Consider the following 24,292-nt stretch of genomic DNA (forward strand, 5'->3'; position numbering starts at 1 on the left):
CAAGTGCAGAGTGTTTCCTTATTGTCCAATTAATCGGAAAACTTGAAAAGAAACACTTTCCACCACATCCGGTGAAGAGCCATATATATACAGTATATTTAACTTTCGTCGCGCTGCAAGAGAAGGAAAAAGAAAAAACCGGTGCACGCCCTATAACCGCTTGATAAAAAAACGACCCCTAAAAAGGAGCCGACTTACTTGGTGGGATGTCGTGTCTGATAAGGTATAACGCGCTAAGAGGATTACATCGCTGAAATAGGCGTCTTCACCGATTGAGACGAGGCGAGCATTACTTGGTTACGTCCTCGGTGCTTAGCGCGATACATCAACACATCTGCCGCATGAATCAAAGCATCAAGCTCTAACGCGTCCATATCATCGGTAACATCACTGGCAATGATTGCACCGATACTGACCGTTACCCGTATCTCAGCACCGTCAAACTCAAACACACTATCCGCCACATCGCAGCGAATATGGTTCGCTATTTCAATCAAGGCATCTAAATTTGGCGTTGGACAGAGTACACAGAACTCTTCGCCTCCCAGACGTGCTGCAGCGCCTTTTTTGACTAATCGCTTTAGGTAGCTGGCAAGGTGTACCAACACTTTATCGCCTTGCATATGCCCGTAGGTATCGTTGACTTGTTTGAAATGGTCAAGATCAATCAGGATCAATCCCATTTCTTGCTGACGGCTAAGTTTGGGCTTTTGACGTGAAAAGTAAGCGTCTAAACCACGACGGTTTAACAGCTGCGTTAAAGGATCCGTATTAGCAAACTCTCGCAGACGTGAATTGGCTTGGCGCAGCGCAACAGTCCGCTTATACACCATACGCTTTAGAATAAAAATATAGGTCACCGCGCCTAATAACACCGCAATAGCGACACTCGGGATAAGCCAAGTGGGATAGGCTTCGACGCGTTCGGTATTAATCCATTTTTGTTTAATACGCAGTAGCTCTTGTGCGGGGATGTTATCAATGCCGGCACGTATCTCGCTCAGTAGTGCTTGATTACCTTTAGGTACCGCCGCATAAATCGGACGCGTATACAGCACTTGATCGGCAACAAACGCCAGCGGCTTACCTTGCGTCAAAAAATAAAAGTTTGCGGTTTGGCTATCGGCAACGAGTGCACTGATTTCGCCATCGAGCGCGGCACTAAATAACGTTTCATTACGCCGAAAGCGTCTTTGCTTCACATTAGGATAATGTTCAGCTAAAAACCAAGATTCGTAGCTGCCAGCCACCACGCCAACCACTTTGTCTGCGGCTAACGGATCTTTACTAACTTGTCCCGCCTGATTTTGCACATATAAAGACCCATTCGTATTGAAGATAGGCGCCACATAATCCAAATAGGCTTCACGTTCGGGAGACTTGAGTAACCCAGCGTGAACGCGATTGCCTCCCTCTTTCATATACGAAAGGGAGTCAGCCCAGTCGAGCAGCATAAACTGAATCGATTCGTGATTGTATTTAGCGTAAGCCTGCCAAAAATCAATCAATAAGCCTTTGGGTTGACCATTACCCGGTATGTAGCTGTAGGGTTTCCATTCAGACGAATGCGCAACGACTAGTATGTCTTTTTCTTCTGACAGATACGCGTCGTCAGCCCATGCAAACGTACTTGCATACGTGCAGGCTATAAGCAGCATCCCTGTCAAAAACCGTAAAATACGCGCAAACATTGTTAGGCAGCCCATGAAAAGAGTCTTGATGGTAGATAAATTCTTACAGAACGCAAAAGACTTAATAAAAAAGCATGATCCAGTTCAAATTGGAAGCCAGATCACACCATATATTGTCAAGTTAGACATTAACGGTATAGAAACTAATCAAAAAGGAATACGTCGTATGGTAAAGGAGCGCGCGTCAACAGAAAGCGTAATCAATACAAAAATATCTTACCCCCCTCATTAACCTGTCATGCTGTTGTAATGATTTAAATCGGTAGTTGTGGTAAATTTACGCGCCCAAATGGAGAAAGGGGCTTGGATATTCAGATCGCGTGCTTTAAGTCTTCTAATCGATAGCGGCTTTATTGCCCGTGATCAACATAGAACACCGCAGACCATCTATACTCACAGGCGATAAACAGTGATGTTACCCCAGCTATCCTAGTTGCGGTAACGCCATTGAAAAATGCAGAGGTTTCGCTTTCACAACTACTTGAACAAAAAGTGCGTGGTAAAATTACACTTTTTCAGTGTGTTGTGAGAAAGCACCAAGCTTATGTTTCAATTTTTGACCGGAGAAATGTGTCGATGAAAAAGACCAAAATCGTATGTACGATTGGCCCAAAAACCGAATCTGAAGAGATGCTGACTCAGCTTGTTGAAGCTGGTATGAACGTTATGCGCCTTAACTTCTCACACGGTGACTACCAAGAGCACGGTGCTCGTATTGCTAACCTACGTAACGTGATGAAGCAAACGGGTAAACAAGCCGCTATCTTGCTGGATACTAAAGGTCCAGAGATCCGTACGGTAAAACTAGAAAATGGCGACGATGTCATGCTAGAAGCCGGTCAAACCTTCACTTTCACCACAGACACCTCTGTCGTGGGCAATAAAGATCGCGTTGCGGTCACTTACGAAGGTTTACCTCAGGATTTAAAAGCGGGTAATACTGTCTTAGTCGATGATGGTCTGCTTGAGATGGAAGTACTAGAAACGACTGAAAAAGAAGTGGTTTGTAAAGTACTGAACAATGGCGAGCTAGGTGAAAACAAAGGCGTTAACCTGCCAGGCGTTTCCGTTAGCCTTCCGGCATTGGCAGAAAAAGACAAGTCTGATCTTAAGTTCGGCTGTGAGCAAGGTGTCGATTTTGTTGCCGCTTCATTTATCCGTAAAAAAGAAGACGTGGAAGAAATCCGCGAGCTACTAGCCCAAAACGGTGGCAGCGACATCAAAATCATCTCTAAAATCGAAAACCAGGAAGGTGTCGACAACTTTGACGCTATCTTAGAGGCCTCAGACGGCATCATGGTTGCTCGTGGTGATCTGGGTGTAGAGATCCCGGTTGAAGAAGTGATCTTCGCGCAGAAGATGATGATCGAAAAATGTAACCGTGCTCGCAAGCTGGTTATTACCGCAACACAAATGCTGGATTCGATGATCAAAAACCCGCGTCCAACCCGTGCTGAAGCCGGTGACGTGGCGAATGCTATCATGGATGGTACCGATGCCGTCATGCTGTCAGGGGAATCTGCAAAAGGTAAGTATCCATTAGAAGCGGTAAGCATCATGGCGCAAATCTGTGAGCGTACAGACCGTCAAATGTCACCTGCGTTGGGTTCTCGTCTCGATAGCAGCCGTCTGCGCATCACCGAAGCGGTCTGTAAAGGCGCTGTCGATACCTCTCAAAAACTGGGCGCACCTTTGATTGTCGTTGCGACCGAAGCGGGCAAATCAGCACGCTCAGTACGTAAGTACTTCCCAACGGCAAATATCATCGCGGTAACCACCAATCCGAAAACAGCCGCACACTTGTGTCTGACTAAAGGGGTAACGCCCGTGATGATCGAAAGCATCGACAGCACGGATGAGTTCTACCGTCGCGGTAAGACCATCTCTCTCGAATCAGGCTTGGCCAACAAAGGCGATATCGTCGTGATGGTGTCCGGTGCTTTAGTTCCTTCAGGCACAACCAATACTACATCAGTGCACGTGCTGTAATTGATCGCACTTATATAGTAAAAGCGATAACAAAACTTACGCCTCGACTATGTCGGGGCGTTTTTTTATCTGCGCTTACCAGTGGACAATTTCTTTGAAGTGCGTTTTGATCAATACCGCTAACGGCACCAAATAAATCGCGCTAAGCTTTAATGCCAATACCGCGAGCGTCAAGGTGGTCATGCGCACTAAGCACTTATTGATCGTTTGTAGTAAAGGGTGGCTCATCATCATTTCAGTCTAAAAAGGTCGTTGTTCAAAAATCAGGCTGTAGTTTACAAATTAATCAATAAATCGCAAGCGCCAATCACGGCTGTTATCATGACAGGTAAAGGCGCTGTGTCTAAGCCACTGATTTACCGCTATCACAGAGAAAAAGATGACAAAACCATTAACCATTTTGGATATTGCCCGCTTAGCCGGGGTCGGGAAATCGACCGTATCCCGTGTGTTAAATAATGACGCACGCGTTAAAGACAGCACACGCGCTAAAGTGCAAGCGGTGATCGACCAACACGACTTTCTCCCTTCTAAATCTGCGCGGGCGATGCGAGCACAACGCAGTGGTGTTGTGGGTGTGATTGTAGCTAAGCTAAGCTCCAACTCCGAAAATACCGCGCTGACTGGCTTGCTCAATACCTTGTATGCCAGAGGCTATGACGCCGCGATTATGGAAACGCAATTTTCGCAACAAAAAGCACAAGCCCATTTGGACGTGCTAAAACGTCGTAATGTGGATGGTATTATCTTTTTTGGCTTTTCGGGGTGTGATCTCTCTGCTCTGGCGCCTTTTGCTCCCCATTGTGTGGTACTCGCGATCGATAGTAACGACTATGCCAGTGTGAGTTATGACAACCAAGGCGCTGTCACACAAGTCATGGCGCATTTCTATGCCCAAGGACTGCGCTACATTCACTTTCTCGGTATTGATGAACACGATGAAACCACGGGGCGTGCTCGGGCCCATGCCTACCATTCTTTCTGTGATCGCCACCAACTACCTGCCCGTCTGCATCGCTGCGAAATGAGCCTACATGCTGCCTATAAGGCAACCGACTCACTGATTGATAGCCAAACCCAGGCGGTTGTATGTGCGTCTGATACCCTGGCGCTTGGCGTCGCTAAGCGATTACAAACCCTTGGCCGAGAGGACATTGCTATTGGCGGCATCGGCAATCATGACATGCTACGCTTTATGTTCCCACGCGCAGTCAGTGTGGAGCTGGGTTACCATCAAGCGGGTCAGCATGCAGCCGAGCTATTGCTCAAGCAGCTTGATGAAACGCCTACTGAGATCACGCATTGGACACAACCGTGTCATCTCGTGGTGCCCTAACCTTTTCTCTACACGATGAATCAAGCAGTTAAAAAATTCTGTGTGATGGTTTTCAAATAATGGGAACGATTCCACTGATAAATTCGATCGTACGATCCATAATCAGTGGGAACGTTACCAATGAATACCCTACAGCAATACAGGATTGCTTATGAGCCAGATAGATAAAAAAGCCGTTGACCAATTGGTTACTCATATTGGCGGCAAAGACAACATTGCAACCGTAAGCCACTGCCTCACCCGTTTACGTTTCGTGTTAAACGATCCGGAGAAAGCCGATGTCGCAGCGATTGAAGCGATCCCCATGGTGAAAGGCTGCTTTACCAGTGCCGGTCAATTTCAAGTTGTGATCGGCACCAGCGTCGACCAAGCTTTCGCGCTGTTACAACAAGCCACCGGCGTCGAGGGCCAATCAAAAGACGAAGCCAAACAAGCGGCTCGCCAAAATATGACCCTAACTGAACGTGCGATTTCACACCTCGCGGAAATTTTTGTTCCCCTTCTTCCCGCGATCATCACCGGCGGTCTGATCCTCGGCTTCCGTAATGTGATCGGTGATATCCGCATGTTCGATGGCAAAACCCTGACCGAGATCAGCGAGTTTTGGGCCACCGCTCACGGCTTCTTATGGCTGCTTGGCGAAGCCATCTTCCACTTCCTGCCTGTCGGTGTCTGTTGGGCGACGGTGAGAAAAATGGGCGGTACGCCAATCTTGGGGATCGTGCTCGGTATTACCCTAGTATCACCCCAGTTGATGAACGCTTACCTTATCGGTAAAGAAATCCCCGAAGTGTGGGACTTTGGCTGGTTCTCGATTGAAAAAGTCGGTTATCAGGCACAGGTGATCCCGGCGATGTTTGCGGGGATGGCGTTGGCGTTTATTGAAACCCAGTTAAAACGCATTATTCCGGATTACTTGTATTTGGTGGTGGTGCCGTTTGTCGCGCTACTGACCTCCGTGATCTTGGCACACACCCTGATTGGCCCATTTGGCCGCGAAATCGGTAATGGTGTCGCCTTCTTAGCCCGTTCGGCGATGACCGGCGATTACGCTTACATAGGTGCGGCTCTGTTCGGCTTCCTTTATGCACCTTTAGTGATCACGGGTGTTCACCACACCACTAACGCGGTGGACTTGCAACTGATGCAAGAAATGAACGGTACCCCTATTTGGCCACTGATTGCCCTGTCCAACATTGCACAAGCCTCGGCGGTGGTCGGGATCATTTGGATGAGCAAAAAAGAAAACGAACGTGAAATATCGGTGCCTGCCGCGATTTCTGCCTACCTTGGCGTCACGGAGCCGGCCATGTACGGGATTAACTTACGTTACAAATTTCCGATGCTGTGCGCCATGGTTGGCTCGGCCCTAGCGGCGATTGTGTGTGGTCTTTCCGGCGTGATGGCCAACGGCATTGGTGTGGGTGGCCTGCCAGGTATTTTATCCATTCAGCCACAGTTCTGGGGTGTTTATGCGGTCGCGATGCTGATAGCCATTATCGTGCCCATTGCACTCACCGCGTTTATGTATCGCCGCCAAGCCAGCAAAGGCAAACTGGCCGTCATCTAATTCCCCTTCAGTCTGCGGGGAGGGAACGCTCCCTGCTTTATTCGCGTTGAGAGAGACATTATGCACGCACATCCCTGGTGGAAAACGGCCACCATTTATCAGATTTATCCAAAAAGCTTCCGTGACACCACACAAACAGGGACAGGTGATCTGCCGGGCATTATCGAAAAACTGGACTACTTTTCGGCTTTGGGCATCGACGCCTTGTGGCTCACCCCCATTTATGTATCGCCACAAGTCGATAATGGCTACGACATTGCCGATTATTACGCGATTGACCCAAGCCTAGGCACCATGGACGACTTCGACATCCTGCTTGCCGAGGCGCACAAACGCGATATCCGTATCATCATGGATATTGTCATTAACCACACTTCAACTGAGCATCCTTGGTTTCAATCAGCGCTTGCCAGCAAAGACAGCCCCTATCGCGATTACTATATCTGGAAAGACCCGGTTAACGGCGGTGCTCCGAACAACTGGCAGTCAAAATTTGGCGGCAGCGCCTGGCAATGGCATGAACCGACCGGTCAGTATTACCTTCATTTATTTGCCACCGAGCAAGCCGATCTTAACTGGGAAAACCCAGCGGTGCGGACCGCCGTCAAAGACGTGATGGCCTTTTGGGCAGAAAAAGGCGTGGATGGCTTTCGACTCGATGTGATCAATTTGATCTCCAAAGATCAGTCGTTCCCCGACGATCACCAAGGCGATGGTCGCCGTTTTTATACCGACGGCCCCCGCGTTCACGAATACTTGCAAGAGATCAGCCGCGATATTTTCCAGCGTTACGGTAGCGTCACCGTGGGCGAGATGTCTTCGACCACCTTAGAGCACTGTCAGCAGTATTCCGCGCCAGATGGCAAAGAGCTCTCCATGGTGTTTAACTTCCACCACTTAAAAGTCGATTATCCGGACGGTGAGAAGTGGCGACTGGCGCCGTTTGACTTCTTAGCCCTAAAACAGCTGTTCCGCACTTGGCAGCACGGCCTGCATAATCAAGGTTGGGGCGCATTATTTTGGTGTAACCACGACCAACCACGTGTGGTCAGCCGCTTTGGTGATGACCGCCACCACCGGGTCGAATCAGCCAAAATGCTCGCCACTGCGATACATATGCAGCAAGGCACACCTTACGTGTATCAAGGGGAAGAAATTGGCATGACCAACCCTGGCTATCAACATATTGATGACTATCAAGACGTCGAAAGCCGCAACATGTACCATCTGCTTTACGAACAAGGCATGCCTGAAGGGGAAGTGTTGGCCATTCTTGCTGCACGCTCACGCGACAATTCACGCACGCCCATGCAGTGGGACAGTTCAGCAAACGCCGGTTTTACTCAAGGCACACCCTGGCTAAAACCTGCGCCTAACTATGTTGACGTCAATGTCGACACCGCACTGGCGGATAAAGACTCGGTGTTCTATCACTACAAGCAGCTGATTTCCCTGCGCAAAACCTTACCCGTCATTCGTGAGGGAGATTATCAGGATTTGCTGCCTGACCACCCACAATTGCTCGCGTATCGCCGCGACAACGGCGACAGCCAACTGGTGGTGGTGTGTAACTTTTATGGCGAACCGGTGACAGCGACCTTGCCTGTCGCGCCTGCCCCAAACGCAGACTTGGTGAGCCATAATTACCCAGAAGCCAAGCCCTTGATGCCAGAAATGCAACTGGCACCCTATGAAGCCTTGGTGTATTTGATTAATCCCGCCTGACCGACAAAAAATGGCACGCCAAGGCGTGCCATTTTACTTACAACGACCAGTTGCTTTATTTACTGGCGCAGCGCTCGCTCGCCACGTGCAATGCCCACTACGCCACTGCGTGCAACTTCAATAATCTCGGTAATCTCACCGACCGCGCGAATAAAGGCATCCAGTTTGTCACTGTCACCGGTCAGCTGCACGGTATACAGCGAGTTCGTGACATCGACAATCTGACCACGGAAAATATCGGCGGTGCGTTTTACCTCCGCGCGGGCAAAGCCGCTGGCTTTTACTTTCACCAACGCCAGTTCACGCTCAATGTGATCGCTTTCGGTGACATTGCTCACTTTCAGCACATCAATCAGCTTATGCAGGTGCTTTTCGATTTGCTCGCGGTCCGCGTCGCTGACCACCGAGGTGGTGATATTCAAGCGCGATAAGGTCGCATCATCGGTGGGTGACACCGTGAGCGATTCAATGTTGTAGCCACGCTGAGAGAATAAACCCACAACCCGCGACAAGGCACCTGGTTCGTTTTCCATTAAAACCGATACAATACTGCGCATTAGGTTCTCTCCGTTTTGCTCAACCACATTTCATTCATCGCCCCACCGCGTACCTGCATTGGATATACATGCTCGGTTTCATCAACATGGATATCGACAAACACCAAACGATCTTTCATTGCCAGCGCCTTTTCTAGGCCGGCTTCCAGCTCGGACGGATGATTAATACGCATTCCCACGTGGCCATAGGCCTCAGTGATCGCAGCAAAGTCCGGCACCGAGTCCATATAAGAGTGCGAGTGACGACCTTGATAAATCATGTCCTGCCACTGTTTGACCATTCCGAGGAAGCGGTTATTGAGGTTCACAATCACCACCGGAATGTCATATTGCAACGCGGTGGAGAGCTCCTGAATGTTCATCTGAATGCTTCCATCGCCGGTGACACACACCACCTGCGCGTCCGGTAGCGCAAACTTGACCCCCATGGCGGCGGGAAGCCCAAAGCCCATGGTGCCCAAGCCACCCGAGTTAATCCAACGACGTGGCTTATCAAACGGATAATAAAGTGCGGCAAACATTTGATGCTGGCCGACATCCGAGGTCACATAGGCATCACCATGAGTGAGGCGGTACAAGGTTTCAATCACCTGCTGCGGTTTAATCCGCTCAGGATCAGCAACATATTTCAAACACTGGCGCTCACGCCAAGTTTGAATATTGTGCCACCAGGTGCTGAGCGCATCGCTGTCGTTACTGCCTCCCTGCTCCACCAGCAGTTTGAGCATACTACTGAGCACAGCATCGGCAGAGCCGACAATAGGAATATCGGCCGAGACAGTTTTGGAAATGGTCGAGGGATCCACATCAATGTGCATGATGGTGGCATCGGGACAGTATTTTTCGAGATTATTGGTGGTGCGATCGTCAAACCGGACACCAATACCAAAAATCAGGTCGGCTTGGTGCATCGCCATGTTGGCTTCGTAGGTACCATGCATGCCCAGCATGCCCAGCGAATACTCATGGGTGCCGGGAAAGGCACCCAGCCCCATCAGGGTGCTAACCACCGGGATGTTCAAGCTTTCTGATAGCTGGCGGATTTGTTCGCCGCAATCAGCCATGATAGAGCCACCGCCGACATACAGCACCGGCTTTTTCGCCGCCAGTAGTGCTTTTAGTCCGCGCTTAATCTGCCCTTTATGGCCGGTTGTTGTCGGGTTGTAGGAGCGCATGCGCACACTATCAGGATACTGATACGGATGCTTTTGCGCCGGATTGACCATGTCTTTGGGGATGTCCACCACCACAGGGCCGGGACGTCCAGTCGAGGCAAGATAAAAGGCTTTTTTGACAATATTGGGAATATCTTCAGCACGCTGGACTAAAAAGCTGTGTTTCACCACAGGACGAGAAATCCCCACCATGTCGCACTCTTGAAAGGCATCATTGCCAATCAAGCTACTCATCACCTGCCCAGAAAAAACCACCATGGGAATTGAGTCCATGTAGGCGGTGGCGATACCGGTAATCGCATTGGTTGCGCCTGGGCCTGAAGTCACCAGCACCACGCCTACTTCACCAGTTGCGCGTGCGTAACCATCCGCCATATGCACGGCCGCTTGTTCGTGACGCACTAACACATGATCAATACCACTTTTTTCATGCAATGCATCGTAAATATCCAGCACCGACCCGCCTGGATAGCCAAAAATATGTTTTACGCCTTGATCGATCATGGAGCGCACGATCATCTCGGCACCAGATAACATTTCCACTCTACGCCTCCCTGTTTGCATAGTTAGGACTTACTTTTAGCCTAATCCAGCTCCTTACACTTGGATGTACTGGTGGTGTGATCACACGGACATCAAAACCAAATACTGGCGGTAAGGTAGCGTTAGATTGTTCGTTGGCCCGCCTCGACAGAAACGACCTCCAATGTAACGTTTTATTTGCAAAACTGTCCATTGGCTAACCAGTATTTACATTTAATCACTAGATGTTGAGTGTATGTTGCTGGATTACGCTGATGAGAAGGGAGTAAATCGACAACATTCACTAAAAAAGCATCGGCTTGCGAGATTTGCTATTCCGACAAAAGGCGATAAAGAGGAGAAAAGGGATAAAAACAGCGTATGAGGAGGCTCACCAATGAGCCCCCTAGCTAGAAACCGTCAACGCTGGTACATGGCGTCGATATGATGCTGGTAACGCGACAGGATCACTTTACGACGCAACTTCATGGTTGGCGTAAGCTCACCACTGTGCATACAAAAGCCCTGTGGCAACAAGGTAAAGCGTTTGACTTGCTCAAATTTGGCCAATTCATGTTGCAAGCTCTGTAAACGCTTTTCAAACAAGGCCACCACATCAGAATGTTTTAACAGCTCTTTGCGATTTTGATATTCGATGTTAGCCGTTCGCGCCCACTCTTCTAAGGCATCAAAGCAAGGCACAATCAAGGCAGAGACAAAATGACGCGCCTCGGCCACCACCGCTATCTGATCGATAAAATGATCACGCACCAAAGCGCCTTCCACCCGCTGTGGCGCGATGTACTTACCGCCTGACGTTTTCATCAGCTCTTTGATTCGGTCAGTGATAAATACATTGCCGTGAGCATCGAGATACCCCGCATCGCCGGTTTTCAAAAAACCATCCGCGGTAAAGGTGGCCGCCGTCGCATCGGGCTGATTGAAGTAGCCACGCATCACCATCGGCCCACGCACTTGAATTTCATTATCCTCACCGATGCGCAATTGGGCGCCGGGCATCGGAGAACCAATCGACTGGGGGTCAAAGCAGGTATCATCCCAACAAGACACGGTGGCCGTGGTTTCGGTCATGCCATAACCGAGCTTCACGTTAATACCGATTGCATGGAAAAACGCGCCAATGTCAGGGTCAAGACGCGCCCCACCGCATGGCATCAAGCGCATCTTGCCACCCAGCAGCGCACGCAACTTACTGAGTACCAGCTTGTCGGCCAACGCCAATTGCCATTGCTGGCGCCGCGACAGTGAATGGCCAGCACGTAACTGAGCAGCATGACGCTCGCCTTGGCGCAGGGCCCAACGGAATAAATGCGGTTTAACGCCGGTGGCTCGACTGAGTTTGTCGTGAATAGCTCCATGGATTTTTTCGTAAAAACGCGGTACGGCCGACATCACTGTTGGCTGAACCGACGCCAATGCCGATCGCACCTTTTGCGGGTCTGAGAGATAGGCATTGACCGCCCCACGATGTAAGACGTAATAGCTCCAGGCACGCTCAAAGACATGTGATAAGGGCAGAAACGCCAAAGAGACGTCATGCGGTTCAATGGCGAGCACCTGATCATGTACATCAAGCTGCGCCGCGACGTTGGCATAATCGAGCATGACCCCTTTGGGCTCCCCAGTAGTGCCTGAGGTATAAATCAAGGTGATCAGATCGTCCATGCAGCGTGCGTCAATGCGCGTCTCTAATTCGGCTTGATGGCCACGATCGTCTTGCAATAACCAACTCGCCCAATCCCACACTTTAGGATGTGCTGGCACCGGCGTCTCTTGGCTTAACGCCACCACACCTTTGATGTTTGGGCATTGCTCCAACGCCGCTACCGCCATTTCCAATTGATCGTCACCCGCGAAAATCCATTGCACATCGGCATCGTTAATAATGTATGCCGCTTGCTGGGCCGTGCTGGTCGCGTAAATCGGCACCGGCACAGCGCGAATTTGCAGTGCGGCATAATCTAACATTGCCCACTTTTCACTGTTTGGCGCGAAGATAGCGACGGTTTGCTGAACCTGACAGCCGGCTTTGAGTAAACAGCGAGACAGTTGATCAACACGCTCGCCGAGTTGACGCCAGCTAATACTTGTCCACTGGTTGTGTTGCTGGAAGCGAATCGCTTCTCGCTGATGCTGAGTGCGAATTTGCTCACGAAGGCGGGTAACAATATGGTATTGGGTGTTCACTATGCTTCTCTTGGGCTCACCTTTAGGCGAACACTTGTACGCTCAAATAATAAAGCGAGTCTACTGACCGCTCGGGTAAAAACAAGCAAAATCGAGCGAATACTCTAGTGAAAATGTAAAAACGTGATTCAGCAGCGTTGAGGCGTTAATCAGTCACCTTGTGCATAACGGATCCTATTAACGGTTCAACCGCTGTAACCTCAATCGGTTCGGCTCAACGCGTGTTGATAAGCGGTTGAAGTCTAAGATCGACTCTTCGACTGTTTCCGGATAATCAACCTGAGCCCACAAATGGTGAAATAGGCTGCGCGTCTGGCCCAACTCACCTTTGACTAGCCATTCCGCCAGAGCTTTAGCAACATCTGGGTATGCAATCGCGTCCACTGCAGGTGTCTGTAGCCATTCTCGGACAGCACGCGCATCCAAGCTATTCATAGTGTGCGCCAAGCCAAGCTGGGCGAGTGTCGCGACATTACTTAACTGCTCAAACTGACCAGACAGTGGTTTTAATAACAGTTTTTTACCCAACGTCAGCGCTTCAGACGGAAGTTCAAAGCCCCCATTCGCTATTACCCCCTGGCACTGATGTAGCGCCGAGTGAAAGCTTTCTTTGCCCAGCGGCATAAGCGTAAGGTTTTCTCGCTGCTCGGGCGCGCTTACCTCGGGGTGAAAGCAGACAAAAGGCTGGCTAAAGCGCAACAACAACTCACTGACCGCAGATAAAGATTCAAAGGGTAAATAGACCAGTACCGCCTTTTCTGCAACGAGCGACACCGTTGTTGCATTCGGCAGGCTGGTATCAATAATCGGAGGTAAAATCGCTTGGTTAAAGTGATACCAATGCAGGCCAATGGCATAGTCTGTTGGCGCAAAGTGGCGCATAATCAGACGATTAATCCAAGTTTCTCCGTGTTTGGGCACCGCATGTGAAAACGCGGCTTGATGACTGATGGCCACCGAGGGTATTCCTTGTTGGCGCGCCGCCCACGCACTGATGGGTTCAAAATCAGAGATGACCTTATCGTAGTCTGATACATCAAGCTGGCGTATATCCCGTCGCAGCTGCGCCAAGTGATTGTGTCTCGCCGTGGCCAACATATCAATTTTACCATCACGGCTCACAAAGCTCATCCCGGTAAAGGTCCGATAGTCACCGAATGGCGTCATATCAAAATAGTGCTCTGCCGGCCGACCAGAAAAAATAAAATCAACCTCGCCATCGTACTCTGCCAAAGCACGCGCCATCGCTCGGGCTCGCGATATATGGCCGTTACCGGTTCCTTGAACACCGTATAAAAGCTTCATGAAAGACCTGCCATTCCGTAAAGATCCGCGGTGATGCTGTGCGCCAAGTTGGCACACATTATCCCTAACCCTGCGCCCACAATAATGTCGGTCACAAAATGCACACCCAGTAACACCCGAGAAATGCCAATCAAGCTCGCCCAAATAAATACAAACAGCGTGAGCGATGGGAAAAAGATGCTCAGCAAAGAGGCCATTAAAAAGGCACCTGCGGTGTGGCCTGATGGCATACTGTATAGGTCAGACGGCGTGATAAAGGCGGGTAGCTGCGAAGGACGTGTGCGCCGGAAACTACGTTTTAATACCCAGTAAATTGGCAGCTCAATGGCAAATGCAGTGAGCCCCGTGAGTAAAAACCAGAGCCCCACGGCTTCTTGCAGCCACCAAGCAGCTAACCCCACCACGATATAAAGAGGTCCATCGCCCGAGCGGGAAACGGCACGGGCCACTTTGGCGGTGTCAGCGCTAAAGCGATGCGATAGGCAAAGTGTCGATACCGAGTGGTCAAAGCGTTGAATCGCAGCAAAGCGTCTCATGGTATCTCCCAATACAGCGAGCTGATGATTAAACATTAGCCAGCCGGTGTGACAGGTCGGTGACGTTATTGGGACATCTCAATGAATTTACTCTGCCCCGTTACCGCTAAAGATCAGCTGTATTGGCGTAATTAAAATAATGCAGGGTGGACAAAGCCGCCCCATACCACAGCACAAAAGTCTAACTTTTAGTGTAAAAAGCAGTTTAATTAACCGGTTTCTCGCCTTTGTATTGCGCAGAAAACGGGTTTTGTTTTTTTCAGATTGACGCTTTCCCCATCGCTCTGTTATTTCTGGTAACAGAGTATTTACTGACGGACATCAGCATGACACTGTTTCACCTACGCCTCATTCTCCTCCTTATCGTGACCCAGTCGCGCGGGTAGGTTTTGGGCAGAAAACAGTGAATGCCAAATCTCAAAAACCCGCGCCAGACGCGGGTTTTTTTGTATCTAATGTCGCCAAAATAAAACATATCGCCAATTAAAGAGCCATGACGGCGGCCAGCAAACACAACAGGGAGTTACTCATGAGCGAGAACAGCCAAGTCATTCTGTTTGACACCACATTACGTGACGGCGAGCAGGCGTTGTCGGCAAGCTTAACGGTCAAAGAGAAACTGCAAATCGCGCAAGCTTTGGATCGTTTGAAAATAGACATCATTGAAGCTGGCTTTCCTGTGTCCTCTCCGGGCGACTTTGAGTCCGTACGTACCATTGCTCAGCATATGCAGCATGCCCGTGTCTGTGCTTTGTCTCGCGCTGTTCCTAAAGACATTGATGTGGCAGCGGAATCGCTCAAAGCCGCCGATGCTTTTCGTATCCACACCTTTTTGTCCACCTCTACCATTCATGTCAAAGACAAGCTTCGCCGCAGCTACGATGACGTAGTAGAAATGGGCGTGCGTGCGGTCAAACATGCGCGCCAGTATACGGATGATGTGGAGTTTTCCTGCGAAGATGCCGGACGCACCCCGATTGATAATTTATGCCGCATGGTCGAAGCGGCAATTGATGCTGGCGCCACCACGGTCAATATCCCAGATACAGTCGGCTATACGGTCCCCAGTGAGTTTGGCGATATCATTGCCAACCTGTTCAACCGCGTACCCAATATCGACAAAGCGGTGATTTCTGTTCATTGCCATGATGACTTGGGGATGTCGGTCGCCAACTCTATTGCCGCTGTACAGGCCGGCGCCCGCCAAGTCGAAGGCACGATTAATGGCATCGGCGAGCGCGCCGGTAACTGTGCGCTGGAAGAAATTGCAATGATCTTAAAAACCCGCGCTGACTTGTTAGGCGTGGAGACAGGCTTAAACCATACTGAAATCGCCCGCACCAGTAAGCTGGTTAGCCAACTTTGCAACATGCCAATCCAGCCCAACAAAGCCGTGGTCGGTACCAATGCCTTTAGCCACTCTTCTGGCATTCACCAAGATGGCATGCTGAAAAACAAAAATACCTACGAAATCATGACGCCAGAGTCGATTGGATTGGGTAAAAAATCATTGAATCTCACCAGTCGCTCCGGCCGCGCGGCGGTGAAAAGCCATATGGATAACCTTGGCTACAACGAGCAAGACTATGATTTGGAGACCTTGTATCAATCATTCTTGCAATTAGCAGATCGTAAAGGTCAGGTGTTCGATTACGACTTAGAAGCTTTAATGTTCTTCAACAACCTCAAAGAAGAGGACGATTTTTATAAGCTCAATTATTTAGGCGTGCAATCGGGCAGCTTAATGGCGACCACCAGCATCAAGTTGCAATGTGGCGATGAAGAAAAACGCGAAGCGGCGATTGGAAACGGTCCCGTCGACGCCTTGTACCAGTGCATATATCGGATCACCGGCTATGACATTGAGCTGGATAAATTCGATCTGACCGCCAAAGGAGAAGGGGAAGATGGCCTCGGCCAAGCCGATATCATTGCCAACTACAAAGGCCGTAAATATCACGGCACCGGGGTATCAACCGATATTATCGAGGCCTCCGGCGAAGCTTTATTAAACGTGATCAATGCTATTTATCGCGCCAACAAAATTGCGCAGATTAAGGAACAATCCCATTTAAAACAGGAGACAGTATAAACATGGCTAGCGCACACCAAATTGCAATTTTACCCGGCGACGGTATCGGCCCCGAAGTGATGGCGCAAGCCGAAAAAGTGCTTGATGCGGTTAGCGAGCGATTCGCTGTCACCTTTGAGCGTCAGCATTATCCGGTTGGCGGTGCTGCAATCGACGCCCATGGCTCGCCGCTGCCCGCACACACCTTGGCTGGCTGTGAAAAAGCCGATGCGATTTTATTCGGCTCAGTCGGCGGCCCTAAATGGGAGCATTTACCCGCGACCGAACAACCGGAGCGCGGTGCTTTACTGCCGCTACGCAAGCACTTTGGTCTGTTTTGTAATTTGCGTCCGGCACAAATCCATACTGGTCTCGAAAGCTTTTGTCCGCTGCGCGCCGATATTGCCGACCAAGGTTTTAATATCGTGGTGGTACGAGAGCTGACCGGCGGGATTTATTTTGGTGAGCCCAAAGGGCGCGAAGGCGAAGGGCGCGAGGAAAAGGCGTTTGATACGGAAGTCTATCATCGCTATGAAATTGAGCGCATCGCACACATCGCCTTTCAATCCGCCCAGCTTCGCAACAAACAAGTGTGCTCAATCGACAAAGCCAATGTGCTGCAAAGCTCAATGCTGTGGCGCGAGGTGGTAGAAGCGGTGGCAAAAGATTATCCGGATGTCAGCTTAAGCCATATATATATCGACAACGCCACCATGCAGCTGATTAAAGACCCGTCGCAATTTGATGTGATGCTGTGTTCAAATATTTTCGGCGACATCATCTCCGATGAGTGCGCGATGATCACAGGCTCTATGGGTATGCTGCCCTCAGCCAGTTTGAACGCGAGTAAATTTGGCTTGTATGAGCCAGCCGGTGGCTCCGCGCCCGATATCGCCGGACAAAACATTGCTAATCCAGTGGCGCAGATTTTATCGGCGGCACTTATGCTGCGTTACTCGTTGGGCGAAGAAAACGCGGCCTGTGCAATTGAACACGCAGTGAGCCAAGCGCTGGCAGCCGGTGAACTGACGGCCGATCTGGCCGGTAACCATCCAGCACTGAGCACCGAGCAGATGGGCGATCGTATCGCCGCCTATATCCGCCAAGGCGCATAATCATTACCCGTAAGGATACGAGCTATGTCGAATGCAAACACCCAGCAAGGCGCCAAGACCTTGTACGAAAAAATTCACCAGTCTCACGTGGTCACTGAGCAACCAGGCGAAGCGCCGCTGCTGTATATCGACCGTCACTTGGTGCATGAGGTGACCTCACCACAAGCGTTTGACGGCCTGAGAGAGAAAGGCCGTCCGGTGCGCCAAGTGAGCAAAACCTTCGCCACCATGGATCACAATGTTTCCACCGAAACCAAAGACATTAACGCGTCAGGGGAAATGGCGCGCATCCAAATGGAAACCTTGGCTAAAAACTGCGAAGAATTTGGCGTCACCCTGTACGACTTGAATCACCCCTACCAAGGCATTGTCCATGTGATGGGTCCCGAGTTAGGGATTACTTTGCCTGGCAATACCATCGTCTGTGGTGATTCTCATACGGCAACTCACGGTGCTTTTGGTGCACTGGCCTTTGGTATTGGTACTTCCGAAGTCGAACACGTACTGGCCACCCAAACGCTCAAGCAATCCCGCGCCCGCACGATGAAAATTGAAGTCACGGGCAAAACCGCCCCCGGGATCACCGCCAAAGACATTGTCCTAGCGATTATCGGCCAAGTCGGTCATGCCGGCGGCACCGGACACGTGGTGGAATTTTGCGGTGACGCCATTACCGACTTGTCCATGGAAGGGCGAATGACGGTCTGCAACATGGCGATCGAATTGGGCGCGAAAGCTGGCCTGATCGCCCCCGATGAGACCACATTTGCCTATTTAAAAGACAAGAAATTTGCTCCTAAAGGTGAACAATGGCAGCAAGCGGTCGATTTTTGGCAAACCTTGCACTCGGATGCCGATGCGCAATTTGATCGTGTCGTGACACTCGATGGCAGTCAAATTCATCATCAGGTCACCTGGGGGACCAACCCCGGCCAAGTGGTTAGTGTGCACGATAGCGTGCCGGCCCCTGAGCACATGGCAGATCCGATCGCGCGCCACTCGGCGGAACGCGCGCTGAAATACATGGGGCTAACCGCAGGCCAAGCCATAACAGATATCCAAATTGATAAAGTCTTTATTGGCTCATGCACCAACTCTCGAATTGAGGACATGCGCGCAGCCGCGGCGGTCGCCAAAGGTCGGCACGTCGCAGATAGCGTCCATGCCATGGTGGTGCCAGGCTCAGAGCAAGTGCGTGCCCAAGCAGAGCAAGAAGGGCTGGATGTGATTTTCCGCGAGGCGGGCTTTGAGTGGCGCTTACCCGGCTGCTCAATGTGCTTGGCGATGAACAACGATCGCTTAGGCCCCAAAGAGCGCTGTGCATCGACCAGCAACCGTAACTTTGAAGGCCGCCAAGGCCGTGAAGGCCGTACCCACTTGGTCAGCCCAGCCATGGCCGCTGCCGCCGCCATTGCCGGTCACTTTGTTGACGTTAACCAATTATAAGGAGGCCTTATGTCAGGCATACACACTCATACCGGCATTGTTGCCCCATTGGATGCGGCAAACGTCGACACCGATGCGATCATCCCCAAACAGTTTTTGCAAAAAGTCACCCGCACCGGATTCGGCCAGCACCTGTTTCACGATTGGCGCTTTTTAGACGATGCGGGCAAACAGCCGAACCCCGAGTTTGTGCTCAATCAAGCGCGCTACCAAGGGGCTAGCGTGTTACTCACCCGCGAAAACTTTGGCTGTGGCTCGTCACGCGAACATGCTCCTTGGGCGCTGGATGATTACGGTTTTAAAGTGATTATCGCCCCCAGTTTTGCCGATATTTTCTATGGCAACTGCATTAATAACCAAATGGTGCCGGTGACCCTTGAAGAAGGCCAAATCGATGCTTTATTTACGTATGTGGCCGAAAATGAAGGTGCGACGGTAACGCTAGATTTGCCCGCCCAAACCATCCGTGCCGGTGAACACTGCTTTAGCTTCCAGATGGATGATTTTCGCCATCATTGCTTACTCGAAGGTTTGGATAGTATCGGGCTGACGTTACAGCACGAAGCGGAAATTTCGCGCTTTGAGCAGCAAATACCTGATTTTTTGGTGTAATACCATCCACTCATCTCTCGCCAATAAGTGCTGATTATTCCGCATTTATTGGCGTTCCTTCCCATTTTTCTATCCTCAATGAAACCAACCGCTGACTCGCTTGGTCTAGTCTCAAAGAAGGTTTGATCGCATTAAGGACTGACAATGCAAAAACATTTGATACTTCTGTTCGGGCTAGTGTTTCCGCTCATCAGTCAAGCCGCGCCCAAAGCGGACTACTGGGCAATGTGGGATGCACATAATCCTGACAGCCAAGCCACCTTCACGCATCACAGTTGGCAAGTATTACTCGATAAGTATTTACAGCCTCAGGGGCAGCACACCTTATTTAACTACGCAGCCGTCACCGAGGCCGATAAAGCGACCCTCGATCATTACATTCGCATGCTTACCAAGCGCGATCCGCGCACCCTGAGCAAAGACGAACAATATGCTTACTGGGTCAACCTTTACAATGCGGTCACGGTGACGCTGATTTTGGACGCCTATCCAGTCAGTTCTATCACCAAACTCGGTGGACTCTTTAGCTTTGGTCCGTGGGATGATGACGTAGTGACGGTGGCGGGCGAAGCCCTCACGCTCAATGATATCGAACACCGTATTTTGCGTCCGCTATGGCAAGATCCGCGTACCCACTATGCGGTCAATTGTGCCAGCCTTGGCTGTCCTAACCTGCAACCGCAAGCCTTTCAAGCCGACACCTTGGATGCGCAATTAGAACAAGCTGCCTACACCTTTATTAATAGTGATAAAGGCGTGAGTCAGCAGGGTAATCAGTGGCAGCTTTCTTCTATCTATGAGTGGTTTGAGACTGACTTTGGCGGCAGTGAACAAGGGGTGATCACCCATATCAATCAATATAGAGACATCAAGCTTCCCAAGGATGCACGCTTGGATTATGACTACGACTGGACGCTTAACCAACTCGCGGACTAAAAGGCTTGGTGAACACTAAGCCAATCAGTACAATAGCACCGTACTCATTGGGGAGCCTCATGGCTGAGATTGCGCGCGGCGCTAAACCCATCGAACCTGATCCAGCTAACACTGGCGTAGGGATTGAGACTTGATGTTGCCATCAACTTGCCTCAACACCCACGCCCAACTTAGGAGCGTGCTGTGAAAGTTATTACCTCTGTTCTCACTCTGGTTTCTTTATCGCTGTTATCACTCAGCGCCCGTGCCGCCGACCCTCTAACGGTCTATACCTATGATTCTTTTATCGCCGATTGGGGCGCAGGGCCAAAAATCAAAGCCGAATTTGAAAAACGCTGTGACTGCCAATTAGAGTTTGTGTCTCTTAGTGACGGTGCTGCTCTGCTTAATCGCTTACGTATCGAAGGCAATACTACCAAGGCTGATATTGTACTCGGTATGGATACTAACTTGATGAAAGAAGCTGAGCGTAGCGGCATTGTCGCCGAGCACGCGGTGAATACGGAGCGCCTACAGGTACCCGGCGGTTGGGATAATCCCTACTTTATCCCCTACGATTACGGCTACTTTGCCTTTGTGTATGACACCACGCGTTTGCTCGACCCACCCAAAAGCTTGAAGGCTTTGATTGAGGAGCGTGACGATATCAGTGTGATTTACCAAGATCCACGCGTGTCAACAGTTGGCCAAGGCTTGATGCTGTGGATCCAAAAAGTATACGGCGATCAAAGCCAGCAGGCATGGCGCGACCTTGCCGACAACACTATTACCGTGACCAAAGGCTGGACCGAAGCGTACAACATGTTCCTCAACAAAGAGGCAGATATGGTGCTTTCATACACCTCTTCGCCCGCCTATCACCTGGTCGCTGACGATGATGACCGCTTTGCCGCCGCCATGTTTGAAGAAGGCCACTATATGCAAATTGAAGTGGCGGCGAAGTCTGCTTATACCGACCAACCAGAACGCGCCGATGCGTTTCTACAATTTATGCTCAGTGACGCAGCACAGTCTGTGATCCCAACCACGCAGTGGATGTACCCGGTCACCGATGTTAGCTTGCCTGACGCCTTCTATACGCTGAACAAACCAGAAGAGAGCCTGTTGTACCAGCCCGATGAAGTGATGGGTAACCGTCAGCAATGGGTGCGCGATTGGCAAACCGCTTTGGTTGAATAACGTCGATGCTTAACCCTTCTCGAACCTGGCCGGGCAGTCTCGCGGCCAGCTTGGTCGTATTATTAATTGGCAGCGCACTCTGGGCGCTGTTCTTACACAGTCAAGACTTGAAGCTGTCCGCCCTGTGGCAAGATGCCTATCTGCGCCATGTCACGCTGTTTAGCTTTAAGCAGGCTACCTTATCTGTGGTGCTCAGCGTTGGGCTCGCCATTCCTGTGGCCCATGCGCTGGCTCGGCGACAATTTCCAGGGAAAGCTTGGCTACTCAAACTGTTTGCCATGACCCTGGTGCTGCCGGTATTGGTGGGCGTGTTTGGATTGGTTGCCATCTACGGCCGTAGCGGTTGGATTGCACAAGCCTTCGCGTACTTTGATGCGGCGATGCCATTTTCTCTCTATGGCTTAAGCGGCATTTTGCTTGCGCATGTTTTCTTTAACCTGCCTTTTTCGGCCCAATTGATGGTGCAGGCCTTGGAAGGGATCCCGGCGGATCAAAGGCGCCTGGCAACCCAGCTTGGTCTAAGAGGCTGGCAACGTTTTCGCCACCTTGAATGGCCTTATCTGCGGCAAAGTCTACCCCATGTCGTCGGACTGGTATTCATGCTGTGTTTCACCAGCTTCGCCACCGTGATGGCATTAGGCGGTGGCCCCAAAGCGACCACCATTGAATTGGCTATCTATCAAGCCATTCATTTTGATTTTGACTTACAAACCGGTGCCGCTCTGGCGCTATGGCAAATGCTCTTGTGCGGCACCTTTGCTTTTATTGTGCAAACACTGACTCGGCCGATTGCCAACACCCCCAGCGAAGTGCAACCGCTTCCATCGGCACTCGATAGTCGCACGGCGAAGTGTTGGGACAGTCTCTGGATTGCGCTGACTTTATTGTTGGTTCTACCACCTCTCGGGGTTGTGATCGCGCGTGGCCTTAACCCTAGCGCGTTAATTGTGCTGAGCGACACGGCATTATGGCAAGCCACCATGCATTCACTGCTTATCGCTACCGGCGCAACCGTCTTGGCCTTCGTGTTGGCCACCTCTGTCATCTTAGCCAGTCGTCATTGGCGCTTGAACGGGCGTAAGAAACAAGCGAATGGCATTGAAACGTTAGGGGCGATGATTTTGGTGGTACCCAGTATTGTCCTCAGTACCGGGCTTTTTTTACTGTTTCGCCAGTTTAGCGATGTATTCAGCTTGGCGCTGTGGTTGGTGATGGCCGTGAACGCCCTGATGGCGTTGCCCTATTTAATAAAAGTACTGAGCGCGCCCGCCTATCAACTTGCCCAGTCCTATCACAATCTTTGCGCTACCTTGGGGCTAAAAGGTGTCAACCGTCTACGTCTTATCGAATGGCAGTGTTTACGCGCCCCGATCGCGCGCGGCGTGGCGGTAAGTTTTGTGTTATCGATGGGCGATCTTAGTGCGATCGCACTTTTTGGTAGCCAAAATTTTCAAACCCTGCCGCTCTATTTGTTTCGCTTGATGGGGAGCTACCAAATGGACGCAGGCGCTGCCGCTGCCATGCTATTACTGCTTACCAGTTTGGGTTGCTATGCCCTAATCACTCGTCTGATCCAATGGAGACACGCATGCTGACGCTTTCCAATGTCCACTATCGTTACCAGCAAGATTGGATGATCTTTGATGCCCAAATAGCCCCTGGAGAGATTGTGGCTGTGCTCGGGCCCAGCGGTGCAGGCAAAAGCACCTTATTATCACTGATTGCTGGGCTGATCGCGCCAGATAGTGGCGAGATCACCATTGATGGCAAGCCTGTCACCACGACGCCCGCCCACCAGCGGCCACTGTCTATCTTGTTTCAAGAGCACAACGTATTTACCCATTTGTCAGTATTCGACAACATGGCAATTGGCTTGTCTCCCTCGCTTAAACTCACGGCCACACAGCAAGAGGCCGTGCGCCATGCTGCACACGCAGTAGGGTTGACCGATTATTTATCTCGTCTACCCAGCCAACTATCGGGCGGCCAACGCCAACGCATCGCCTTGGGGAGAAGCATCGCACGCAACCAGCCTTTATTACTGCTCGATGAACCCTTTTCGGCACTTGATCCGGCGCTAAAACAAGACATGTTAGCCTTGGTCAAACGTACCGCTCAAGAACAAGGCACGACGGTGGTAATGGTCACTCACCATCCAGACGATGCACAAGCGATCGCCAATCAATTTATCTATCTCGATAATGGCCGAATCCAGCTTCACGATCCGGTTGATACGCTCAAGACACCGCCAGCCATCATGCGTGATTATATCGGTGTCACGGCGTAACCCTATCAGTGGCGGCATAGAGGCCGCCACCT

20 protein-coding genes and 1 riboswitch are annotated in these 24,292 nt (G+C 50.7%); of the genes, 13 read left to right on the forward strand and 7 right to left on the reverse strand.

Annotation, left to right across the window (positions count from 1 at the left end; translation table 11 throughout):
- Positions 1–242: 242 nt before the first annotated feature.
- The gene (locus BZG80_RS00005) at positions 243–1,691 is read right to left on the reverse strand and encodes a transporter substrate-binding domain-containing diguanylate cyclase (protein ID WP_198532905.1); all 1,449 of its coding nucleotides are present in this window, start codon (positions 1,689–1,691) and stop codon (positions 243–245) included.
- A gap of 28 nt (positions 1,692–1,719) precedes the next feature.
- On the opposite strand from BZG80_RS00005, the gene BZG80_RS00010 reads away from it, so the two are divergent.
- Together BZG80_RS00010 and pykF are read left to right on the forward strand one after the other, a co-directional pair.
- On the forward strand, positions 1,720–1,923 hold the full coding sequence (locus BZG80_RS00010; RefSeq protein WP_077678503.1) for a hypothetical protein: 204 nt from the start codon (positions 1,720–1,722) through the stop codon (positions 1,921–1,923).
- A 344-nt stretch (positions 1,924–2,267) separates the two neighbouring features.
- Entirely contained in the window at positions 2,268–3,680 is a 1,413-nt protein-coding gene (gene pykF / locus BZG80_RS00015) for a pyruvate kinase PykF (RefSeq protein WP_021023382.1), read from the forward strand.
- Between the two features lie 75 nt (positions 3,681–3,755).
- Here the strand turns inward: pykF and BZG80_RS15950 are convergent, their stop codons facing one another.
- A complete protein-coding gene (locus BZG80_RS15950) occupies positions 3,756–3,908 on the reverse strand; it encodes a hypothetical protein (RefSeq protein WP_175993060.1) in 153 nt (50 codons plus the stop codon).
- Positions 3,909–4,059: 151 nt separating this feature from the next.
- Here BZG80_RS15950 and treR point away from each other — a divergent pair, with 151 nt between their 5' ends.
- From treR to treC, 3 genes are all read left to right on the forward strand, one after another.
- Positions 4,060–5,016 (forward strand): trehalose operon repressor TreR, encoded by a 957-nt coding sequence (treR, locus tag BZG80_RS00020; protein WP_077669235.1) that lies wholly within the window; start codon positions 4,060–4,062, stop codon positions 5,014–5,016.
- Between the two features lie 151 nt (positions 5,017–5,167).
- The gene (treB, locus tag BZG80_RS00025; protein ID WP_077669234.1) at positions 5,168–6,586 is read left to right on the forward strand and encodes a PTS trehalose transporter subunit IIBC; all 1,419 of its coding nucleotides are present in this window, start codon (positions 5,168–5,170) and stop codon (positions 6,584–6,586) included.
- Positions 6,587–6,646: 60 nt separating this feature from the next.
- Positions 6,647–8,311, forward strand: coding sequence for an alpha,alpha-phosphotrehalase (gene treC / locus BZG80_RS00030; RefSeq protein WP_077678504.1), 1,665 nt, complete (start codon positions 6,647–6,649; stop codon positions 8,309–8,311).
- Positions 8,312–8,370: 59 nt separating this feature from the next.
- Here the strand turns inward: treC and ilvN are convergent, their stop codons facing one another.
- The 5 genes from ilvN to BZG80_RS00055 form a co-directional block, all read right to left on the reverse strand.
- A complete protein-coding gene (ilvN, locus tag BZG80_RS00035; protein ID WP_021023377.1) occupies positions 8,371–8,868 on the reverse strand; it encodes an acetolactate synthase small subunit in 498 nt (165 codons plus the stop codon).
- Positions 8,868–10,586, reverse strand: coding sequence for an acetolactate synthase 3 large subunit (locus tag BZG80_RS00040; protein ID WP_077678505.1), 1,719 nt, complete (start codon positions 10,584–10,586; stop codon positions 8,868–8,870). Before BZG80_RS00040 ends, ilvN begins: the two co-directional genes overlap by 1 nt.
- Positions 10,587–10,985: 399 nt before the next feature.
- The gene (locus BZG80_RS00045; protein WP_077459950.1) at positions 10,986–12,776 is read right to left on the reverse strand and encodes an AMP-dependent synthetase/ligase; all 1,791 of its coding nucleotides are present in this window, start codon (positions 12,774–12,776) and stop codon (positions 10,986–10,988) included.
- Between the two features lie 174 nt (positions 12,777–12,950).
- Entirely contained in the window at positions 12,951–14,078 is a 1,128-nt protein-coding gene (locus BZG80_RS00050) for an MJ1255/VC2487 family glycosyltransferase (protein WP_077678506.1), read from the reverse strand.
- A complete protein-coding gene (locus tag BZG80_RS00055) occupies positions 14,075–14,614 on the reverse strand; it encodes a phosphatase PAP2 family protein (RefSeq protein WP_077678507.1) in 540 nt (179 codons plus the stop codon). Before BZG80_RS00055 ends, BZG80_RS00050 begins: the two co-directional genes overlap by 4 nt.
- Positions 14,615–15,143: 529 nt before the next feature.
- Here BZG80_RS00055 and leuA point away from each other — a divergent pair.
- The 8 genes from leuA (at position 15,144) to thiQ (ending at position 24,260) form a co-directional block, all read left to right on the forward strand.
- Positions 15,144–16,706, forward strand: a complete 1,563-nt coding sequence (gene leuA / locus BZG80_RS00060; RefSeq protein ID WP_021023371.1) for a 2-isopropylmalate synthase — start codon at positions 15,144–15,146, stop codon at positions 16,704–16,706.
- A 2-nt stretch (positions 16,707–16,708) separates the two neighbouring features.
- Complete coding sequence (gene leuB / locus BZG80_RS00065; protein ID WP_077678508.1) at positions 16,709–17,800, forward strand: 3-isopropylmalate dehydrogenase; 1,092 nt, start codon at positions 16,709–16,711, stop codon at positions 17,798–17,800.
- A gap of 24 nt (positions 17,801–17,824) precedes the next feature.
- Positions 17,825–19,246 carry a 3-isopropylmalate dehydratase large subunit gene (gene leuC / locus BZG80_RS00070; RefSeq protein WP_077660508.1) on the forward strand — a complete coding sequence of 474 codons (1,422 nt, stop codon included), beginning with the start codon at positions 17,825–17,827 and terminating at the stop codon, positions 19,244–19,246.
- A gap of 9 nt (positions 19,247–19,255) precedes the next feature.
- Positions 19,256–19,858, forward strand: a complete 603-nt coding sequence (gene leuD / locus BZG80_RS00075; protein ID WP_077676672.1) for a 3-isopropylmalate dehydratase small subunit — start codon at positions 19,256–19,258, stop codon at positions 19,856–19,858.
- Positions 19,859–20,002: 144 nt separating this feature from the next.
- Positions 20,003–20,794 (forward strand): DUF547 domain-containing protein, encoded by a 792-nt coding sequence (locus BZG80_RS00080; RefSeq protein WP_077678509.1) that lies wholly within the window; start codon positions 20,003–20,005, stop codon positions 20,792–20,794.
- A gap of 38 nt (positions 20,795–20,832) precedes the next feature.
- Positions 20,833–20,934: riboswitch (TPP riboswitch) on the forward strand.
- Positions 20,935–20,986: 52 nt separating this feature from the next.
- Entirely contained in the window at positions 20,987–21,973 is a 987-nt protein-coding gene (thiB, locus tag BZG80_RS00085; RefSeq protein WP_077460038.1) for a thiamine ABC transporter substrate binding subunit, read from the forward strand.
- Between the two features lie 5 nt (positions 21,974–21,978).
- Positions 21,979–23,568 (forward strand): thiamine/thiamine pyrophosphate ABC transporter permease, encoded by a 1,590-nt coding sequence (gene thiP, locus BZG80_RS00090; protein ID WP_021023365.1) that lies wholly within the window; start codon positions 21,979–21,981, stop codon positions 23,566–23,568.
- Positions 23,562–24,260 carry a thiamine ABC transporter ATP-binding protein gene (gene thiQ / locus BZG80_RS00095; protein WP_021023364.1) on the forward strand — a complete coding sequence of 233 codons (699 nt, stop codon included), beginning with the start codon at positions 23,562–23,564 and terminating at the stop codon, positions 24,258–24,260. The genes thiP and thiQ overlap by 7 nt, the downstream gene beginning before the upstream one ends.
- Positions 24,261–24,292: the final 32 nt, after the last annotated feature.

Origin of the sequence: Salinivibrio sp. MA440 (assembly GCF_001996265.1) — a bacterium.
Lineage (GTDB): Bacteria > Pseudomonadota > Gammaproteobacteria > Enterobacterales > Vibrionaceae > Salinivibrio > Salinivibrio costicola.

Bases quoted from the DNA above. Each gene is read 5' to 3' on its own strand.
- treR (WP_077669235.1), top strand. From the start codon at position 4,060: ATGACAAAACCATTAACCATTTTGGATATTGCCCGCTTAGCCGGGGTC.
- leuC (WP_077660508.1), top strand. From the start codon at position 17,825: ATGTCGAATGCAAACACCCAGCAAGGCGCCAAGACCTTGTACGAAAAA.
- BZG80_RS00050 (WP_077678506.1), bottom strand. From the start codon at position 14,078: ATGAAGCTTTTATACGGTGTTCAAGGAACCGGTAACGGCCATATATCG.
- thiP (WP_021023365.1), top strand. From the start codon at position 21,979: ATGCTTAACCCTTCTCGAACCTGGCCGGGCAGTCTCGCGGCCAGCTTG.
- thiQ (WP_021023364.1), top strand. From the start codon at position 23,562: ATGCTGACGCTTTCCAATGTCCACTATCGTTACCAGCAAGATTGGATG.
- BZG80_RS15950 (WP_175993060.1), bottom strand. From the start codon at position 3,908: ATGAGCCACCCTTTACTACAAACGATCAATAAGTGCTTAGTGCGCATG.
- ilvN (WP_021023377.1), bottom strand. From the start codon at position 8,868: ATGCGCAGTATTGTATCGGTTTTAATGGAAAACGAACCAGGTGCCTTG.
- treC (WP_077678504.1), top strand. From the start codon at position 6,647: ATGCACGCACATCCCTGGTGGAAAACGGCCACCATTTATCAGATTTAT.
- BZG80_RS00005 (WP_198532905.1), bottom strand. From the start codon at position 1,691: ATGTTTGCGCGTATTTTACGGTTTTTGACAGGGATGCTGCTTATAGCC.
- treB (WP_077669234.1), top strand. From the start codon at position 5,168: ATGAGCCAGATAGATAAAAAAGCCGTTGACCAATTGGTTACTCATATT.
- BZG80_RS00080 (WP_077678509.1), top strand. From the start codon at position 20,003: ATGCAAAAACATTTGATACTTCTGTTCGGGCTAGTGTTTCCGCTCATC.
- leuD (WP_077676672.1), top strand. From the start codon at position 19,256: ATGTCAGGCATACACACTCATACCGGCATTGTTGCCCCATTGGATGCG.
- leuB (WP_077678508.1), top strand. From the start codon at position 16,709: ATGGCTAGCGCACACCAAATTGCAATTTTACCCGGCGACGGTATCGGC.
- pykF (WP_021023382.1), top strand. From the start codon at position 2,268: ATGAAAAAGACCAAAATCGTATGTACGATTGGCCCAAAAACCGAATCT.
- BZG80_RS00010 (WP_077678503.1), top strand. From the start codon at position 1,720: ATGGTAGATAAATTCTTACAGAACGCAAAAGACTTAATAAAAAAGCAT.
- BZG80_RS00055 (WP_077678507.1), bottom strand. From the start codon at position 14,614: ATGAGACGCTTTGCTGCGATTCAACGCTTTGACCACTCGGTATCGACA.
- leuA (WP_021023371.1), top strand. From the start codon at position 15,144: ATGAGCGAGAACAGCCAAGTCATTCTGTTTGACACCACATTACGTGAC.